This window comes from Bacillus sp. FSL L8-0193, assembly GCF_037976065.1.
Lineage (GTDB): Bacteria > Bacillota > Bacilli > Bacillales > Bacillaceae > Bacillus > Bacillus paralicheniformis.
This window is the reverse complement of the sequence record NZ_CP150261.1, coordinates 2199216-2215039: the sequence shown is the minus strand read 5'-3', so window position 1 is coordinate 2215039 and position 15824 is coordinate 2199216. Positions and strand designations below refer to the sequence as shown.

Sequence of the window (15824 nt, the reverse complement as noted above, 5' to 3'; positions counted from 1 at the left end):
ATTATAGTTGAATTAATGAGTTAGTTATTCAGATAACTAAGAGGTGAAGTGAATGGCGAGGCCGAATGTGACTTCAAAAGAAACGTTGATTGAGGCAGCTAAGCGCCGCATTGCCGGACAGGGTCTGGACAAACTGACGTTAAAGGCGGTTGCTGAAGAAGCAAAGGTGACACAGGGAACGGTTTACTATCATTTCCGGACAAAAGAGCAGCTTGTGTTTGAAGTGGTCCGCGACCTTTGCCGCGCGTCGTGGGAACGGTTGAAAGCAAATGATAGACCCGCTGCCGAAAGGATAAAAGACGGATTGTCATCGGCGAAATCAAGAACACGAAAAGATGCGTATTACCATCAGCTTTTTTTAGAATTGGCCGTTTTAGGTTTTCGAAATGAAAAGATAAACGAGCAGCTTGGAGAACTTCTCGAAGAGGAAAATACGGTGTTGGCAGAACAGCTTTCCGAGATGTGGAAGCGTTCTCCTGTTGACGGGGTTTCTTTCAGCACGTGGGGCATTCTTTTAAACGCACTAATCGACGGTCTTGCTCTTCAGTCGCTGATGTCTTCGGGATTTTCCTCTGAAAAAGTCTACGGGGAATTAGAGGCGGTGCTGCAGATGCTGACGGAAACCGCCGTAAAACAGCATGGAGGGGAGTAAAGGGAGATGGAGATGTTAACTGAAAAACTCGGTTTGGCTCTTGTTTTTTCGTTCGTTGTCTGGCTTGGCGCCACCGTGTTTTTTATGCTGTTCGGCAGTGCGGTTCTTGCCGAACCCGGCCAAGATTCTTTTATGCTCCGCTTTTTGCTTCTTGAAGCCGGAACTTTTGCCCTACTATATGCCGTGATCCTCGCTTACCGGCGAGTTGACAAATCGAGGTTTGCTGCGGTTAAGTTTGGCATTGTAGGGTCGGCAGTCGGTTTGTTTCTCGACACATTTTCTTTATGGCATCATTCATTGATCTTCCCGGCGCTTTCAAAGGGCCAGGTGATTGGATTTGCGGTTTGGATGGTCTTCGCGTATGCCATGTATTTGACGATACCGCTCATACTTGAAAAAAGAAGGTCTGTGGTTTAAATCTTTTATGTAAGATTCGCCCGCTTTATGCCAAAACGGGCGAACGGTCTTTAATCTTGCGGAACCGATTGTTCTGCATTAATGTATCCAGCACCGTAAACATTTGGATCGCGATCTTTCCATAAATCGGTTCCGTCTATTAACAATTGTTTGATTTCATCAGGTCCTGTCCCTGGGGCTTGCTGAAGAATAAGGGCTGCAATGCCTGCGCAGATCGGCGTGGCCATCGAGGTTCCGGATAATATCATATAATCTGTGCCGACTCTGTTTGCTTTTTGCATCTTATCGAGGAAAGATCCAGGTGAACGAAGCGATGTAATATTTGTGCCCGGTCCCAGCAAGTCCGGTTTAACTTGACCGTAGATCGTCGGCCCTCTGCTTGAATAAGAGGCAACATCATCATCCTCCCGGCTGACTGTATCCCGGTCATCCAAAGCTCCGACTGTAATAATCTTGCTGCTGACGCCCGGGCTGGCAATCGTTTGCGCATCAGGACCGGAATTTCCGGCTGCCGCACATACAACAATGCCTGCGTCCCATGCTGCATGAACAGCTTTAACGACCGGATCTTCTTCCTCATTCTCGTAGCGTAACGCATCTGCCCCCAATGACATTGAAAGAATGTCGATCGGATCATCAGGGTTTTCCTCATTGAATTGAATGCACCAATCGATCCCTTGAATGACAGTTTCCAGCGTGCCGGATCCCATTTTGTCCAATACTTTTACACCGACAAGTTCCGCTTCAGGAGCAGGCCCCCGGTACTGACCCGATGAGGCAGCTCCGTTTCCACAAGCATCGCCGGCGCAGTGTGTGCCATGGCCATTGTCATCATACGGTTCTGTCCTTTGGTTGACAAAGTCTTGAAAAGCCCTGATCCTGCCTTCAAGATCTTTGTGAGGGTATATGCCCGTATCAATGACAGCGATTGTGACACCTTTGCCTGTCAGCGTCTGGTTGTTTCTGATCACCTCTTTGGCACGGCTTGATTCAACCGCTACGTCGAGGAGCGCTTTCACTTTGCGATTTAAATAAATTTTGCGAATGTCACCGCATTGAGATAGAAGCGATTGCAAAGAAGAAGGGGTGACTTCCGCGCTGCAGCAGCTAATGTTGGAAAAGCGATGCTTGATTTTGTTTCTTCTCTTGCTGCCGATCATTTCATTGACTAATTGATAGCCTTTATGGTGGCTGTCTTTTTCAAATTCAATAATGACCGGTATTTTTTTGTTCTTCATTAATATTTTTTCGAAAAATCCGTGTAAAAAGCAAGGTGTCCATTTAAAAGGTTTATAGAGTTTCAGCACGCTTTCTCTCAGCGGCCGGTCCAGTTTATGGGCGTTGGACCTTACCATTTGAACCATATAGGAACCGAACATCCTAGTTCCACCTCATCTCTTATAGTTTATTCTTCCTCTTAATCTATGAATGAAAGGGGGTTCCCGTAAAGTTGGCTGTCCTAAAACGGCGGCAAAAGAGGCCTGTTTCCCATTCGCTTCTGAAAGTGGCAACGGAAGTCCAGGGTTTAAACGAACCAAAATACATGATATTCTAGTCATGTCAATATCACCCTCTAGAAAGCGGCCAAAGGAGCTGAATTCATGGCAACAATCGAAGATTTTTTAAAGCTGGATATTCGGATTGGGACAATTTTAAAAGCGGAAGAGTTTCCTGAAGCGAAAGTGCCGGCTATTAAGCTTGAGATCGATTTCGGAGAAGAGATTGGCGTCAAACGTTCGAGCGCTCAAATCACAAAGCGTTATACACCTGAAAAGCTTATAGGACGGCAGGTGACGGCAGTCGTCAATTTTCCGCCGCGGCGGATTGCCGGGTTTAAATCGGAAGTTCTCGTTCTTGGCGGCGTGCCGGAAAAAGGCGACGTTATTTTGCTGGCGCCTGATCAAGAAGCGCCCAATGGAACGAAGATCAGCTGATGCATAAAAGAGAGGCTCCCTCTACCAGAAGGAAGCCTCTTTTTTTATTTCACCTTGAATTTTTTCGTCAATTCTCGCAGATCTTCCGCCATTTGTTCAAGTGTGGCAGAAGACGTACTGATTTCTTCCATTGAAGCCAGCTGTTCTTCCGCTGATGCTGCAATATCTTGTATTCCAGCTGTGCTTTCCCTTGAAACATCGGCGATTTCCTGAACGGCACCGGAGACTTCCTCTGAGCCTTTCGACAATTGTTCGACCGCTGCATTGAGCGTTTGCAGCATGCCGGCGATCTCATTCGTCATGCCGCTGATTTCGTGAAAGCTCGTTTCTGTTTTCTCGGTAATTTTGAGTCCGGATTGGACTTCATGGTTGACCGATTGAAACATCTTGAGAGAATGTTCGATTTCTTTGACGATTTCCTGAATCAGCGCTTCGATTTCTTTTGCCGATTCCGCTGATTGGGCAGCAAGCTTTCGAACTTCTTCGGCGACGACGGAAAAGCCTCTGCCTGACTCGCCGGCGCGGGCCGCTTCAATCGCGGCGTTCAATGCCAATAGATTCGTTTGATCGGCAATTCCGTTAATGACCCTGAGAATTGATGTGATATCTTTCGATTTGCCTTCGAGACCTTTGACGGCGCTCTCAGCTTGTTTGACAGATCGATCGATGGAGTTCATCTGGCCGACCGTTTTCTGAACGAGTTCTCCGCCGGTTTCGGCGATTTCTGTCGATTTGATCGATGATTCAGTAATCGATTCCGACACTTCGGTCATTTCGCTCAGATGATCATTCATTTGGCTGAGTTGCTGCGAGCTGGTTTCGACTTTTTCATTCTGGCTTTCGGCCCCGTTCGAGAACTGTTCGATCGCGGAAGTAATATGTTCTGTCGCTTGGCTCGTCTGTTCCGCGCTTGCTGTCAGCTGCTCTGATGATGAGGCGACATTCTCAACCGATTCCTGAATGGTGCCGATCAGTGTGCGGAGCGATTCCGCCATATCATTGAAGCTTGTGCCGAGCTGCCCGAATTCGTCATTTGAACGGACTTTAATTTGCTGTGTCAAGTCGCCGCTGCTGATGTTTTTTGCAGATTGAACGAGCTGATTCAATGGTTTGCTGATCGCGCGGACGATAAAGAAAATGAGAATTCCGCCTAGCACCAAAGCCCCTGAAAAGACGATCAGAGCCATATAAAAGACGGGCTTTGTGGCGTTTGTTATCTCATCGGAAAACATTGTCCCGGCAATTTTCCAGCCTGTCAGTTTGTTTGTTGCAAACGCCATTTGCTTTTCTTTTCCTTCAAAAGTATATTTGAATTCACCTTTTTCTTTGCCGTAAACTTGGTCAACCCAACTGCCTTCACCTTCAGTTCCGGCTTTAATCTTCGGATGGGCGATATATTTTTTAGATGCACTTGAGATAAAAGCAAAGCCGTCTTTTCCGACTTTGACATCATTTGTCGCTTTAATCAGCTCATCGATATTCAAGCTGAGCGCCGCGACGCCTGACCCGTCTTCATTCTGCTTGGCGATGGTAATGACCGTGTTGCCGGTAGCGGCAGAGGTGTATGGATCAGTGACGATGATTTCGCCTTTTTTCTCAACCGCTTCTTGGAACCATGGCCTTTCCGCGGGATTATAGCCGTCAGGCATTTTCGTATAAGGATGCTGCACGTAGACACCGTCTGCAGAGCCTGTGAACACGGCTTCTACATCTTTATTTTGTCTGGCGTATTGTTCAAACTGTTGTCTTAACGAAGTCTGGCCTTTATCCTTGTATGTTTTTTCTTTGATCACTTCACTGAAATATGTAATAGCATCCGCTTTTTTTTCGATATTTTGATCGATCGTTTCGTTTAATTGATCCACGCTGTTTCTTGCGCTTCTCATGATTTCATCTTCAATCGAACTTCCCGCCGTATAATAGGAAACACCTGAAAGGATTAAAACAGGGAGTGTTAAAATCAATAAAAATGAGACCGCTAATCTTTTGGAAAGAGATGGATGCTTGATCCAATTTACTATTTTTTTCATTCGCCAAAACTCCTTTTTATAGGTTACGAGATTAATATCGGACAATTTTCACACTTTTGCATTAAATTTTAAATTTTAGACTTCGAAATAAAATTCTCAACTAAGGTGAAAGGCAACAGTTTTCGGGATCGGCTGAAAAAAGGGCTGAATAACTGTTGACAAAGTTTACCTTCGTTTATATACTAATCGGTAAATACAGTGAAAGGAATAGGTATAGGGGACATGAAGCAGTAATCTTATTTTCCATCGTTTTTTTAAATATGAAAAAACGGAAACTTGGAGAATAGGATGAGTATGCCCTTTTATACCTTGCATCAATTTCTAAATTTGCATGTTTTTTGTCGTGCAAAGAATTGGGATCGGTTCATACCGCTTTCACGATGCATATTTTGGCATGATATCCTCTCCGGGTTTCCGCGAGAGGTTTTTTGTTGTCAGCCAAAATAAAACAGAGGTGAACGGTATGACGATCTTAATGAAAATAAGAGGTTTGCAAAAAAGCTTTGGAGAGCAAACAATTTTAAAAAACATCGATTTTGACATTTCCAATCAAGAGCGGATTGGGCTGGTCGGATACAATGGAGCGGGGAAAACAACGCTCGCAAATATATTGAGCGGTCATATAGAAGCCGACAAAGGCACTGTTCAAACAGACCGGACGCTTAAAATCGGCTATCTGCTCCAGTCGATTGAGTACTCCGTTCATGATTTCAACAGCATATTAACAGGCGATGAGGGCGGGAAATTATATCAGTTGACCAGCCGTCTTGGCTTATCAAAGGTCCAAAGCTGGAATTCCGAACGGCTCAGTCATTTGAGCGGGGGAGAAAAACTAAAGCTTGCACTGGCGCACGTCTGGAAAACGATGCCTGACCTCCTCATCTTAGATGAGCCGACCAATCACTTGGATTTAAAAGGAATCAGCTGGCTCCTTGAAGAACTGCAACAATATCGAGGGGCTGTATTGATTATTTCTCATGACCGTTATTTCTTGGATCAATCCGTCTCCAAAATACTTGAGCTGGAAGATGGGAAGTTGCACACTTATCAAGGAAACTATAGTGCATACCGGCAGGAGAAAAAACGATTATATGAAGAACGTCTGCACCAATACGAAGTCCAGCAGAAGCAAAAAGAAAGAATCGAGTCACAGATTGCAACTCTTCAAAATTGGTCGCAGAAAGCCCACCGTGACTCAACAAAACAGGGATCACAGTCAGAACGAAGGCAGCTGGGTTTTAAAGAATACCACCGGGTAAAAGCCAAAAAGCTCGATAATCAAGTCAAATCAAAACTTAAACGCCTTGAACAGGAATTGGAAAAAAACAAAGCGGAAAAGCCACAGGAAGCTGCGTCAGTCAATTTTCAATTTTCATCAGGAGAAAAAAGGGGCAAACGGATTATTGAAGCAAAAGACCTGACAAAAGCGTTTGACGGACGCACTTTATTCAAAGACAGCCATTTTTACGTCAAACATGGCGAGAGAATAGGGCTTATCGGAGACAATGGCTGCGGCAAAACGACCCTTGTGAAGATGATGTTGGATGCTGAACCTGCAACAGCCGGAACGCTATGGAAGAGCCGATCTGTAAAGGCCGCATATTTAAGCCAGGATGTCAGTGATTTAAGGGTTGATCAAACAGTGGCTGAAGTACTGAATTTGTCTGACAGAGCCGAAATCGCAAATGCGCGGACCATTTTGGCCAATATGGGAATCAAAGAAAACCGCTTTCATGATGAAATCGGGACGTTCAGTCTCGGGGAGCGGACCCGGATCAAACTGGCAGGCATGATTTTAAAGGATTATGATCTGCTGATTCTGGATGAACCGACCAACCACCTTGATTTGCCAAGCAGAGAGCAGCTTGAGCAGACATTGCTTGAGTTTCAAGGCACGATCATCATTGTGTCGCATGACCTGTATTTTACAGATCAATTGTGTAACAAACTTCTCGTATTTGAAAATGGGCGCATCATCCGCGTCGAAACCGGATTGAAAGATTATCGGAACAGAAAGAAACAGCGACATGCAAAACGTGATGAAGAGGAGCGGCTTCGCATCGAAAATCGGATGACCGCCGTTCTTGGAGAATTGGCCGGACTCACACCCCAAGACCCGAGATATCATGAATTGGATCAGGAATTTTCAGAGCTGGCCATACGCAAACGGTCGTTTTTAGAAAAAGAATAAATGGACAGAACCATTTGTGTTTTTTAACACAGATGGTTCTTTTTTGTTTGACGTGGTTTAAATTACCACCCATTATAGATGGCACCCAAGGTAATAATAGGATAAAAATGATGGACTTACTACAGCAATAAAAAAGGGTGATCAACATGTGGAAAACCATTGTTTCCTATTTTCCGGACTGGATGGTCCTGATGCAGGCTTTTTTTGTCTTTTTCGTCCCGTTTGCCATATCAAAAGTATTTCTGTGGCTTCGCACGGCAGGGGATGATTGATATGAGATGGTGGAAAGCAAAAACGCGCAGATTGATACAGTCGTCCAACAAGCCGGAAAAACCTAAAAATGAAGTGCCGTCTTTGGAATCAACGGGGTATTTGACCGGCGATTTTGATCACGACCTGCAAGCGGTCAAAACAGCCTTGGAGAATAACTCAGACGTTCATTTCCGAGAATTCGACTTAGGGCGCACCGGCACCCGGGCGGCGATTGTTTTTGTTGAAATGCTTGCAGATCAAGATCTGATTGACAAACATATTATGAAATCCCTTATGGATGATTTTTCTAAAGAATATAACATTGAGCTTTCTTCATTAAACAGCAATATAACGGACTTAATCAAAAAACAGATTTTATCAATCAGCGGAGTATCAGTGGCAAAGCATGTCAGCGAAGCGGTGCCGGAAGTGTTGATGGGTACGGCTATACTGCTGATCGACGGTTCAGCGGAAGTTTTATTGCTGGGTACCGTTAAAAAAAATACAAGGAACATTGAAGAGCCCGTATCTGAATCCTTGGTCAGAGGGGCGCGCATCGGTTTTACGGAAACGATTGGCACAAATACAGCCCTTTTGAGGCAGCACGGCAAAAACCGAAATTTGTCTATGGTTCAATTTCAAGTTGGGAAGCGAGCCGTCAAAAATCTTGTCGTCGCCTATATCAAAGACGTGGCTGAACCAGGAATGGTGGAAGAAGTCAAAAAAAGAATCGAAAAGATAGATATCGATGATGCGCTCGAATCAGGTTTCGTCGAGCAGCTGATCGAAGACAATTATCTCAGTCCATTTCCGCAGGTGCAAAGCACTGAACGTCTTGACAGGGTGATGAGTGCGTTAATGGAGGGCAGAGTGGCCATTTTATTGGACGGGACGCCTTTTGTTTTAATCGTTCCGGTTACATTCAGCATGCTCCTGCAATCGCCCGAGGATTATTATGAACGCTGGCTCCCGAGTTCATTGATCCGCATCATGCGAATCGGCGCAGCCATGATCTCGCTTCTTGGACCCGCTTTATATATTTCCTTTATTTCGTTTCATCCCGGGCTGATTCCGAGTGAACTTGCGATTTCCATTACCGGAACGAGGGTGGGCGTACCTTTTCCATCGCTGATCGAAGCGCTCATTATGGAAGTGGCGATCGAAATTTTGCGCGAAGCCGGCCTTCGGCTGCCAAAACCAATCGGTCCGGCGATGGGAATCGTCGGCGGTATCATCATCGGGGAGGCTGCCGTGCAGGCAGGCATTGTCAGCCCGATTATGGTCATCGTTGTTGCCGTTACCGCGATTTCTTCATTCGCCATTCCGCAATACAGCGCCGGTATTTCGCTGCGCATGCTGAGATTTGTGGCGATGTTTTGTGCAGCCACGTTCGGCTTGTACGGGGTGATTATGTTTTTCCTCATGCTTGCCAGCCACGCGGTGAAGCTGAAAAGCTTTGGTGTTCCATACGCAAGCCCGGCTGTCCCTTATCGTTTGCGCGATTGGAAAGATTTCATCGTTCGCATGCCGATACAGATGATGAAAAAGCGGCCGAAGATGCTAAAAACAGACGATTCGACACGTCAGTAGCAGAGAAAGGAGGGAGACGCTTATGATGGTCAGGCACGAAGAGCGCATTACCACTTCGCAAACAGCTGTTATCATCACCAATTTCCTGCTTGGGACAGGGATCCTGACGCTCCCGCGAACGTCTGTTGAGGAGGTGGGGACACCTGATGTTTGGATCACGCTTGTATTAGGCGGCTTGGTCGCACTCTTGGCCGCGGTCATCATGGTAAAGCTCAACCATCAATATCCTGATAAAACCTTTTATGAATTCAGTCAGGACATCATCGGCAAATGGATAGGCAGCCTGATCAGCTTGTTATTCGCATCTTATCTATTGGCCCATTCCGGTTTTCAAGTCCGCTCGATGCTTGAAATCATCCGCTTTTTTTTACTGGAAGGAACCCCCCGCTGGGCCATTGTCATGGTTTTTTTATGGGTCGGATTATACTTGATCGTTGGCGGTTTAAGTTCGATCGCCAGGTTGTTCCAAATCGTGCTCCCCATTACATTCATTCTTTTTCTGCTGGTCGTGTTTATGAGTATCGGAATTTTTGATGTGGACAACTTGCGTCCTGTACTTGGCAAGGGAATAGGGCCTGTCTTAAAAGGAATAAAGGTGACCGCATTGTCTTTTTCAGGTATTGAAATCATTTTGGTCCTGATGCCCTTCATGAATCAGCCTCGCAAGGCCATTCATACGGTTACGATCGGGATTGCTATCCCTCTGCTTTTCTATATGGTCACAGTCGTTATGGTAATCGGCGCCCTGTCTATAGACGGGGTGGTTTCACGGACCTGGCCGACGATTGATTTGATGAGAAGCTTTGAAATCCCCGGTCTGATATTTGAACGGTTTGAGTCGCTGCTGTTGGTCATCTGGATCATGCAGCTGTTCTCCACCTTTGTCATTTCTTTTTATGGTGCGGCATTAGGCCTGGCCCATCTCTTTAAAACAAATATTCGGCCGATGCTGTTTGCCTTGCTTCCGGTGATTTATCTCATGGCCATGATCCCGAAAAATATCAACAACATGTTTGCATTCGGAGACTTTATTGGAAACAGCGGCGTTTATTTAGGCGGCTTGACCCCGCTCGTTCTGCTGGTGATTTCAAAAATAAGAAGGAGGAAACAGGGAACTGACAGAGGCTGATGATTGAAAAAGGAAAGGGGGATTTCTTCATGATGGTGAGTCAGCAAGACAAAATTACCGTTTCACAAACCGTCATCATCATCACGAATTTTCTGCTGGGAACAGGCATCTTGACACTGCCGCGGACATCTGTGGAAGCGGTTAAAGCGCCGGATGTCTGGTTGTCTGTTGCATTCGGAGGGCTCGTTGCCATATTAGCCGGTTTCATCATGGTGAAATTGAGCATGGAGTCCCCAGACAAAACGTTATATCAATATAGCCGGGATCTCATTGGCAAGTGGCCGGGAAGACTTTTCACCCTGCTTTTGATTTGTTATTTTCTCGCAACATCGGGTTTCCAAGTCCGCTCTGTTACAGAGGTTATAGGATTTTACTTACTGGAAGAAACGCCGCTTTGGGCATTGGCGATGGTTTTTTTATGGAGCGGAATCTATTTAATAACCGGCGGTATGAATCCGATTGCCCGACTTTATGAAATCATTTTTCCGATTACAGTTCTCATTTTTCTTATCGTCATATTTATGAGCGCCAGCATATTCGATACCGACAATTTGCGGCCGGTTCTCGGGAAAGGGATCGTGCCGGTGCTGCAAGGAGTCAAGACAACGTCTTTTGCTTATACAGGCATAGAAATCATACTGATCATCGTTCCTTTTATGAGAAAGCCCGAGCAAGCTTTAAAAGCAACTTTGATGGGAATTTCTTTTCCGGTTGTCTTTTATATGATCACCGTCATTATGGTCATCGGTGCACTGTCAATCGATGGAGTGTCGTCACGGACATGGCCGACGATTGATTTGATGCGTAGTTTTGAGATGCCGGGTCTGATTTTTGAACGGTTTGAGTCCTTGCTGCTAGTGATCTGGATCATGCAAATGTTCTCCAGTTTTACGATCAGCTATTTTGCTGCTGCTTTAGGTCTGTCGCAACTCTTGCAGAAAAGGAAGGAACCGATATTATTTAGCTTGCTTCCGGTCATTTATCTCATTGCGATGATGCCTAAAAATATTAATCAACTTTTTCAACTGGGAGATCTAATCGGCAACAGCGCCATCTATTTAGTCGGCCTCATCCCGCTCATGCTTCTGGTCATATCGAAAGTAAGGAGGAGAAAGTTTGAAAAAAATTAACACCATTCGCTACTTAACGATTGCTTTCCTTTTGTTTTTATTAACCGGATGCTGGAGCAGCCACGAAATTGAAGAGCTTGGTCTCACATTTGCGATGGGGATTGACAAAGGCAAAGAAACCGAACTCGAAAAAAAATTTGACGAAATGGGAGGCGATTACCCGAAAAAAGACCGGATTACGATGGTCTATCAATACGTGAACGAACAAGCAGCCGGTTCAAAATCGACCGGAGGAAGCACTGATCAAAAAACGTATATTAACGTTTACGAAACGGGAGACTCGCTTCAGCAAATTAACACCGAAATAGCATTGAGACAGGACAGACCTGTATTCAGTCCTCATTTAAAGGTGATTGTCATCGCCGCTGAGCTTCTCCGCACCTATTCGCTGGCAGAACTGCTTGATCAGCCTCTCCGCGATAATGAAATCAGGCCGAGCAGTATGGTGCTGGTCACAAGAGGGCGGGCGAGAGACACGCTTGAGCTGAAGGAAACCGGCGAAATGCCGGCGTTTCGTCTGCGCAAAATCGCCGAAAATGAATATAAAGCGAGAAAAATACTTCCTCCTGTGACGCTTGCCAAACTAACAGGCAAAATGAGATCAGGAACGAGCTATCTTCTTCAAAATGTTATCGGTACCGATGGAGAAATCAAATATGCAGGAGCAGCCGCGATCAACGGAAAAACCAATAAGCTGATCGGTTATTTGGATGAACATGACTTAGTAGGGGTAATGTGGATCACCGGTGAGGGAATTGGAGGCATGGTTAAAAGTTATGATCCGAAAGAAAAGAAGGTGACCGCATTTGGCGTCGAATCGATTAAAAGCGACATCAAGCCCATCGTTAAAGGAAACCGTCTTTCTTTTGAAGTGAACGTAAAGTCAGATGGGTATCTTGCGGAAAACTGGAACACGAATGAAAAAGCTTTTGATGACAATTATTTGGAAAAAATCGAAAAAACAACCGCGAAAACGGTGAAAAAATCGATGGAGGACATTACAAAAAAAATGAAAACCGAATACAAAGCAGATCTTGCCGGATTCGGAAACGAGCTGAGGATCAAGCATCCGAGGCTTTGGGAAAAACTAAAGAAAAATTGGGATGAGACCTTTACCGATATACCGATTACATTTCATGTTCAAATCGCGATTAAAGAATACGGAACCGTTGGGGATCAGTAACAGAAGTACTTCTAATCACGAAAGGCGGAGAAACGCGCAATGATCCGTTCCGAAGATCAAATTACGACTTCTCAGGCAATTGTTGTATTTGTCAGTTATATTATGGCGGCTGGGATTCTCTCCTTGCCGAGAACCGCTGCAGAAGAAGCCGGGACGCCGGATGTATGGATTTCCGTCCTATTAGGCGGACTTGTCACAACGGCAGCCGGAGTGGTGATGACAAAATTAAGCCAGGATTATCCCGGCCAAACATTTTTTCAATATGGGGAAGACATTGTTGGAAAGTGGCTCAGTATTGTGATCAGCCTGTTTTTCATTGACCATTTTATAGCGATTGCGGCTTTTGAAGCAAGAATTATGGCGGAAGTCATTATCTTTTTTTTGCTGCAGCAAACACCGATTTGGGCGATCGTCATGTCGATGATGTGGGTCGGATTTTATTCGATCAAAGACGGAATGGGGTCGCTTGCCCGTTTATTTGAAATCATTTTTCCGGTGACAATCCTTTTCTTTTTAACCGTCGTATTTATGAGCTTTGGCATATTTGAACTGGATAATCTGCGGCCAGTCCTTGGGAAAGGCATCATGCCGGCAATAAAGGGGACAAAAGCGACAACGCTTTCGTTCATCAGCGCAGAGGTGATGGTGTTCCTTTTGGCGTTTATGAAAAAGCCGAAAGATGGTGTCAAAGTCGCTGTCATGGGAATCGGCATCGCAATGCTCTTTTACTTAACAACGGTCGTATTCGTGATCGGGGGGCTGTCGGTTGACGGGGTGACCGCGATGACATGGCCGACGCTTAACCTGATCCGCAGTTTTGAGATGCCCGGCTTAATATTTGAACGTTTTGAATCGCTGCTCCTTGTCATCTGGATTATGCAGCTGTTTGCGACTTTTTCTGTCTCATTTTACGCTGCATCCCTGGGGCTCTCGCAAATTTTCAAAAAAAAGAGCAGACCGATCATGTTCGGTCTGCTTCCGGTGATGTATTTGCTCGCAATGACGCCAAAAAATATCGATGATGTATTTTCTCTCGGCGACATGATCGGCTATCAAGCGGCTGTTTTATTCGGCATTGTGCCGATTCCGCTTTTATTGATTTCGAAAATGAGAAAAAAGAAAGCTTTGCAAAGCTAGATGTTCAGCCCGCTTTGTTCACTCGCTTTTTAGCTCTCGGTTTCACCCTGTCATTCGGCATGAAAAACACGAGCAAAAAGGCGGCCGCTGCGGGGAAAATTGCCCAAGTAAACGTATGAACAATCGAATTTGACAGCGCCTCGGTGATGTGATTTAAAATATCCGGCGGCAATGATGCCCGGGCACTAGACAAAATCTGGTTGGCGTCATTCGGTGAGGCGGGATTTGAAGCGCCTGTGCTTTTAAACATATCTTCCATCTGTTCTGAAAATTGGTTTTTTTGAATCATTCCGAACATACTGGCGCCGATCGTCATGCCGAGAGAGCGCATAAAGTTGCTCGTAGAAGTCGCTGAACCGCGCTGTTCCGGGCCGAAATGATGGATTGCCGCCATGCTTAATACAGAGAATGAAAAACCGACTCCCAAGCCGACAACAATCATATAAATTGTTAATAATAAACGCGGAGTGTCAATATTAAGCGTGCTTAATAAAGAAAACCCGCTGACGAGAACCAGTCCGGAGATGAGCATAATGTTCCGGTAGCTCATTTTTGTCGTTAAGAATCCGCCAAGCTGGGCTGATACGACAGAGCCGAGCATCATCGGCAAAAGAACAAGCCCGGAGTTTGTCGCAGAGTCTCCGTAAACACCCTGAACAAAGATCGGAATCTGGATGGTCGCCGAAATAAATGTCCCGCCGTAAAATAAAGCGACAAGCGTGCTGCCGGCAAACAGCCGGTTTTTAAACATATGAAACGAAATGATCGGTTCACTGGCCTTGCGTTCGATCATGAGGAAGCAAACCAATAAGACGGCTGCACTTCCGAAAAGAGTAAGGATGACATTCGAATCCCAGGCGTATTTCTCGCCGCCGAGCTCCAACGCAAACATGAGGCAGACGACCGCTCCTACGAGCGTGATCGCCCCTAGCCAATCAATGCGATGCTTTTCATGCTGTTTCGTCTCTTTGTAAAATAGAAGAATAAAAACAAAAGAAACCATACCGAGCGGCAGATTCATATAAAAAATCCAGTGCCAGCTGATGTAGTCAGTGACATAGGCGCCGATGAGCGGTCCGAAAATGCTCGAAAGGCCAAAAACAGCGCCGAAAAGTCCAGTGATCTTACCGCGCTTTTCCAGCGGGAAAATGTCAAAAATGATGGTAAAAGCAATCGGAATGAGAGCGCCTCCGCCAATTCCTTGGACCGCGCGGTAAATGCTGAGCTGCTCAATGGTTGTAGCCGTTCCGCACAATGCTGAACCCGCCATGAACACGATGCTGCCAAAAAGAAAAAAACGTTTTCTGCCATACATATCCGACAGCTTGCCGAATATCGGCATACCGGCCATTTCGGCGACCATAAAGGCAGATACAACCCAGACAAAGCTGTCGAGTCCGCCAAGATCGCCGACAATTGTTCCCATTGCCGTGACGACGATGGTATTGTCCATCGAAGCCATCAAAATAGCAAGCAAAAGTCCTGCTACAACAAATCCTAATTTTTGATTTTGAGTTTGTGACAAATCAATCTATTCTCCTTTTAAATAAATTCGTTCTAAAGCAGCGTTTGGCATGGACGCTTCATCCTGTTATGATCATTTATATCAGGAAATAAATATCTTAGCTGCTAAGACATAATGATTTTATAGAAGGGTGTTGCCGATGTCAAGAACAAATCATATTGAAGGAGAAGGGCTGCTCAACGAGCTGATACAGCAGTTGAGGTTTCACAGCACCGCAACCATTTTTCTGCACGAGGCGATCGGCGAGAAAATCGGACTGAACGCAACAGATCATAAATGCCTTGAGATCATCTCGCGGGAAGGTAAAGTAACAGCGGGGGAGCTTGCCGCAAAAAGCGGGCTGACAACGGGAGCGATCACAGGCGTGATCGACCGCCTTGAGAAAACGGGCTATGTCAGACGCATCAGGGATTCGTCCGACAGAAGGCGTCTTTTAGTCGAGCTGATCCCGGAAAACCTGGAGAAGATCTCTCGTATCTTTCAAGACTTGGCGCAAGAATCTGCCGGATTTTTAAGCCGATATTCAGAGGAGGAACTGCAAACCATTATCAAGTTTTTGAAAAACAGCACGGCGTTTGCCGCCGATTATGCGAAAACTTTAAAGAAGGCAAAGTGAAAAAAGACCGGTTTTGTTACAACCGGTCTTTTGTACAC

The 15824-nt window shown here is 45.6% G+C and carries 14 protein-coding genes; 11 read left to right on the top strand and 3 right to left on the bottom strand.

The genetic code is table 11. The features are described from left to right. The first annotated feature begins 52 nt into the window (after positions 1-52). Both MHH76_RS10950 and MHH76_RS10945 read left to right on the top strand, forming a co-directional pair. Positions 53-652, top strand: a complete 600-nt coding sequence (locus MHH76_RS10950; RefSeq protein ID WP_023855718.1) for a TetR/AcrR family transcriptional regulator — start codon at positions 53-55, stop codon at positions 650-652. A 6-nt stretch (positions 653-658) separates the two neighbouring features. Beyond that, on the top strand, positions 659-1069 hold the full coding sequence (locus MHH76_RS10945; protein ID WP_031304920.1) for a DUF5367 family protein: 411 nt from the start codon (positions 659-661) through the stop codon (positions 1067-1069). 50 nt (positions 1070-1119) lie between these two features. On the opposite strand, the gene MHH76_RS10940 is transcribed toward MHH76_RS10945, so the two are convergent. After that, positions 1120-2448, bottom strand: coding sequence for a S8 family peptidase (locus tag MHH76_RS10940; RefSeq protein WP_023855720.1), 1329 nt, complete (start codon positions 2446-2448; stop codon positions 1120-1122). Positions 2449-2670: 222 nt separating this feature from the next. Between MHH76_RS10940 and csaA the strand changes: the two genes are divergently transcribed. Further along, positions 2671-3003 (top strand): chaperone CsaA, encoded by a 333-nt coding sequence (gene csaA, locus MHH76_RS10935; RefSeq protein ID WP_023855721.1) that lies wholly within the window; start codon positions 2671-2673, stop codon positions 3001-3003. Positions 3004-3047: 44 nt separating this feature from the next. Here the strand turns inward: csaA and MHH76_RS10930 are convergent, their stop codons facing one another. After that, positions 3048-5033, bottom strand: a complete 1986-nt coding sequence (locus MHH76_RS10930; protein ID WP_023855722.1) for a methyl-accepting chemotaxis protein — start codon at positions 5031-5033, stop codon at positions 3048-3050. 463 nt (positions 5034-5496) lie between these two features. On the opposite strand from MHH76_RS10930, the gene abc-f reads away from it, so the two are divergent. The 7 genes from abc-f (at position 5497) to MHH76_RS10895 (ending at position 13645) form a co-directional block, all read left to right on the top strand. After that, positions 5497-7224 carry an ABC-F type ribosomal protection protein gene (gene abc-f, locus MHH76_RS10925; RefSeq protein ID WP_268441379.1) on the top strand — a complete coding sequence of 576 codons (1728 nt, stop codon included), beginning with the start codon at positions 5497-5499 and terminating at the stop codon, positions 7222-7224. 146 nt (positions 7225-7370) lie between these two features. Next, positions 7371-7496, top strand: coding sequence for a hypothetical protein (locus MHH76_RS10920; protein ID WP_023855724.1), 126 nt, complete (start codon positions 7371-7373; stop codon positions 7494-7496). Position 7497: 1 nt separating this feature from the next. Next, positions 7498-9066, top strand: coding sequence for a spore germination protein (locus MHH76_RS10915; protein WP_020451739.1), 1569 nt, complete (start codon positions 7498-7500; stop codon positions 9064-9066). A 22-nt stretch (positions 9067-9088) separates the two neighbouring features. After that, complete coding sequence (locus tag MHH76_RS10910; protein WP_020451738.1) at positions 9089-10195, top strand: spore germination protein; 1107 nt, start codon at positions 9089-9091, stop codon at positions 10193-10195. Between the two features lie 29 nt (positions 10196-10224). Further along, positions 10225-11325 carry a spore germination protein gene (locus MHH76_RS10905; RefSeq protein ID WP_020451737.1) on the top strand — a complete coding sequence of 367 codons (1101 nt, stop codon included), beginning with the start codon at positions 10225-10227 and terminating at the stop codon, positions 11323-11325. Continuing rightward, positions 11312-12508, top strand: a complete 1197-nt coding sequence (locus MHH76_RS10900; RefSeq protein WP_020451736.1) for a Ger(x)C family spore germination protein — start codon at positions 11312-11314, stop codon at positions 12506-12508. Before MHH76_RS10905 ends, MHH76_RS10900 begins: the two co-directional genes overlap by 14 nt. Positions 12509-12547: 39 nt before the next feature. Continuing rightward, the gene (locus tag MHH76_RS10895) at positions 12548-13645 is read left to right on the top strand and encodes a spore germination protein (protein WP_020451735.1); all 1098 of its coding nucleotides are present in this window, start codon (positions 12548-12550) and stop codon (positions 13643-13645) included. A gap of 4 nt (positions 13646-13649) precedes the next feature. On the opposite strand, the gene MHH76_RS10890 is transcribed toward MHH76_RS10895, so the two are convergent. Then, on the bottom strand, positions 13650-15107 hold the full coding sequence (locus tag MHH76_RS10890; protein ID WP_044803362.1) for an MDR family MFS transporter: 1458 nt from the start codon (positions 15105-15107) through the stop codon (positions 13650-13652). Between the two features lie 202 nt (positions 15108-15309). On the opposite strand from MHH76_RS10890, the gene MHH76_RS10885 reads away from it, so the two are divergent. Next, positions 15310-15786: a MarR family transcriptional regulator gene (locus MHH76_RS10885; RefSeq protein WP_020451733.1), complete on the top strand. Its 477-nt coding sequence runs from the start codon at positions 15310-15312 to the stop codon at positions 15784-15786. Positions 15787-15824 lie beyond the last annotated feature (38 nt).

Coding starts and splice junctions, on each gene's coding strand:
- MHH76_RS10945 (WP_031304920.1), top strand. CDS start 659: ATGGAGATGTTAACTGAAAAACTCGGTTTGGCTCTTGTTTTTTCGTTC.
- abc-f (WP_268441379.1), top strand. CDS start 5,497: ATGACGATCTTAATGAAAATAAGAGGTTTGCAAAAAAGCTTTGGAGAG.
- MHH76_RS10950 (WP_023855718.1), top strand. CDS start 53: ATGGCGAGGCCGAATGTGACTTCAAAAGAAACGTTGATTGAGGCAGCT.
- MHH76_RS10890 (WP_044803362.1), bottom strand. CDS start 15,107: ATGGCTTCGATGGACAATACCATCGTCGTCACGGCAATGGGAACAATT.
- MHH76_RS10920 (WP_023855724.1), top strand. CDS start 7,371: ATGTGGAAAACCATTGTTTCCTATTTTCCGGACTGGATGGTCCTGATG.
- MHH76_RS10885 (WP_020451733.1), top strand. CDS start 15,310: ATGTCAAGAACAAATCATATTGAAGGAGAAGGGCTGCTCAACGAGCTG.
- MHH76_RS10905 (WP_020451737.1), top strand. CDS start 10,225: ATGATGGTGAGTCAGCAAGACAAAATTACCGTTTCACAAACCGTCATC.
- MHH76_RS10940 (WP_023855720.1), bottom strand. CDS start 2,448: ATGTTCGGTTCCTATATGGTTCAAATGGTAAGGTCCAACGCCCATAAA.
- MHH76_RS10910 (WP_020451738.1), top strand. CDS start 9,089: ATGATGGTCAGGCACGAAGAGCGCATTACCACTTCGCAAACAGCTGTT.
- MHH76_RS10915 (WP_020451739.1), top strand. CDS start 7,498: ATGAGATGGTGGAAAGCAAAAACGCGCAGATTGATACAGTCGTCCAAC.
- csaA (WP_023855721.1), top strand. CDS start 2,671: ATGGCAACAATCGAAGATTTTTTAAAGCTGGATATTCGGATTGGGACA.
- MHH76_RS10895 (WP_020451735.1), top strand. CDS start 12,548: ATGATCCGTTCCGAAGATCAAATTACGACTTCTCAGGCAATTGTTGTA.
- MHH76_RS10930 (WP_023855722.1), bottom strand. CDS start 5,033: ATGAAAAAAATAGTAAATTGGATCAAGCATCCATCTCTTTCCAAAAGA.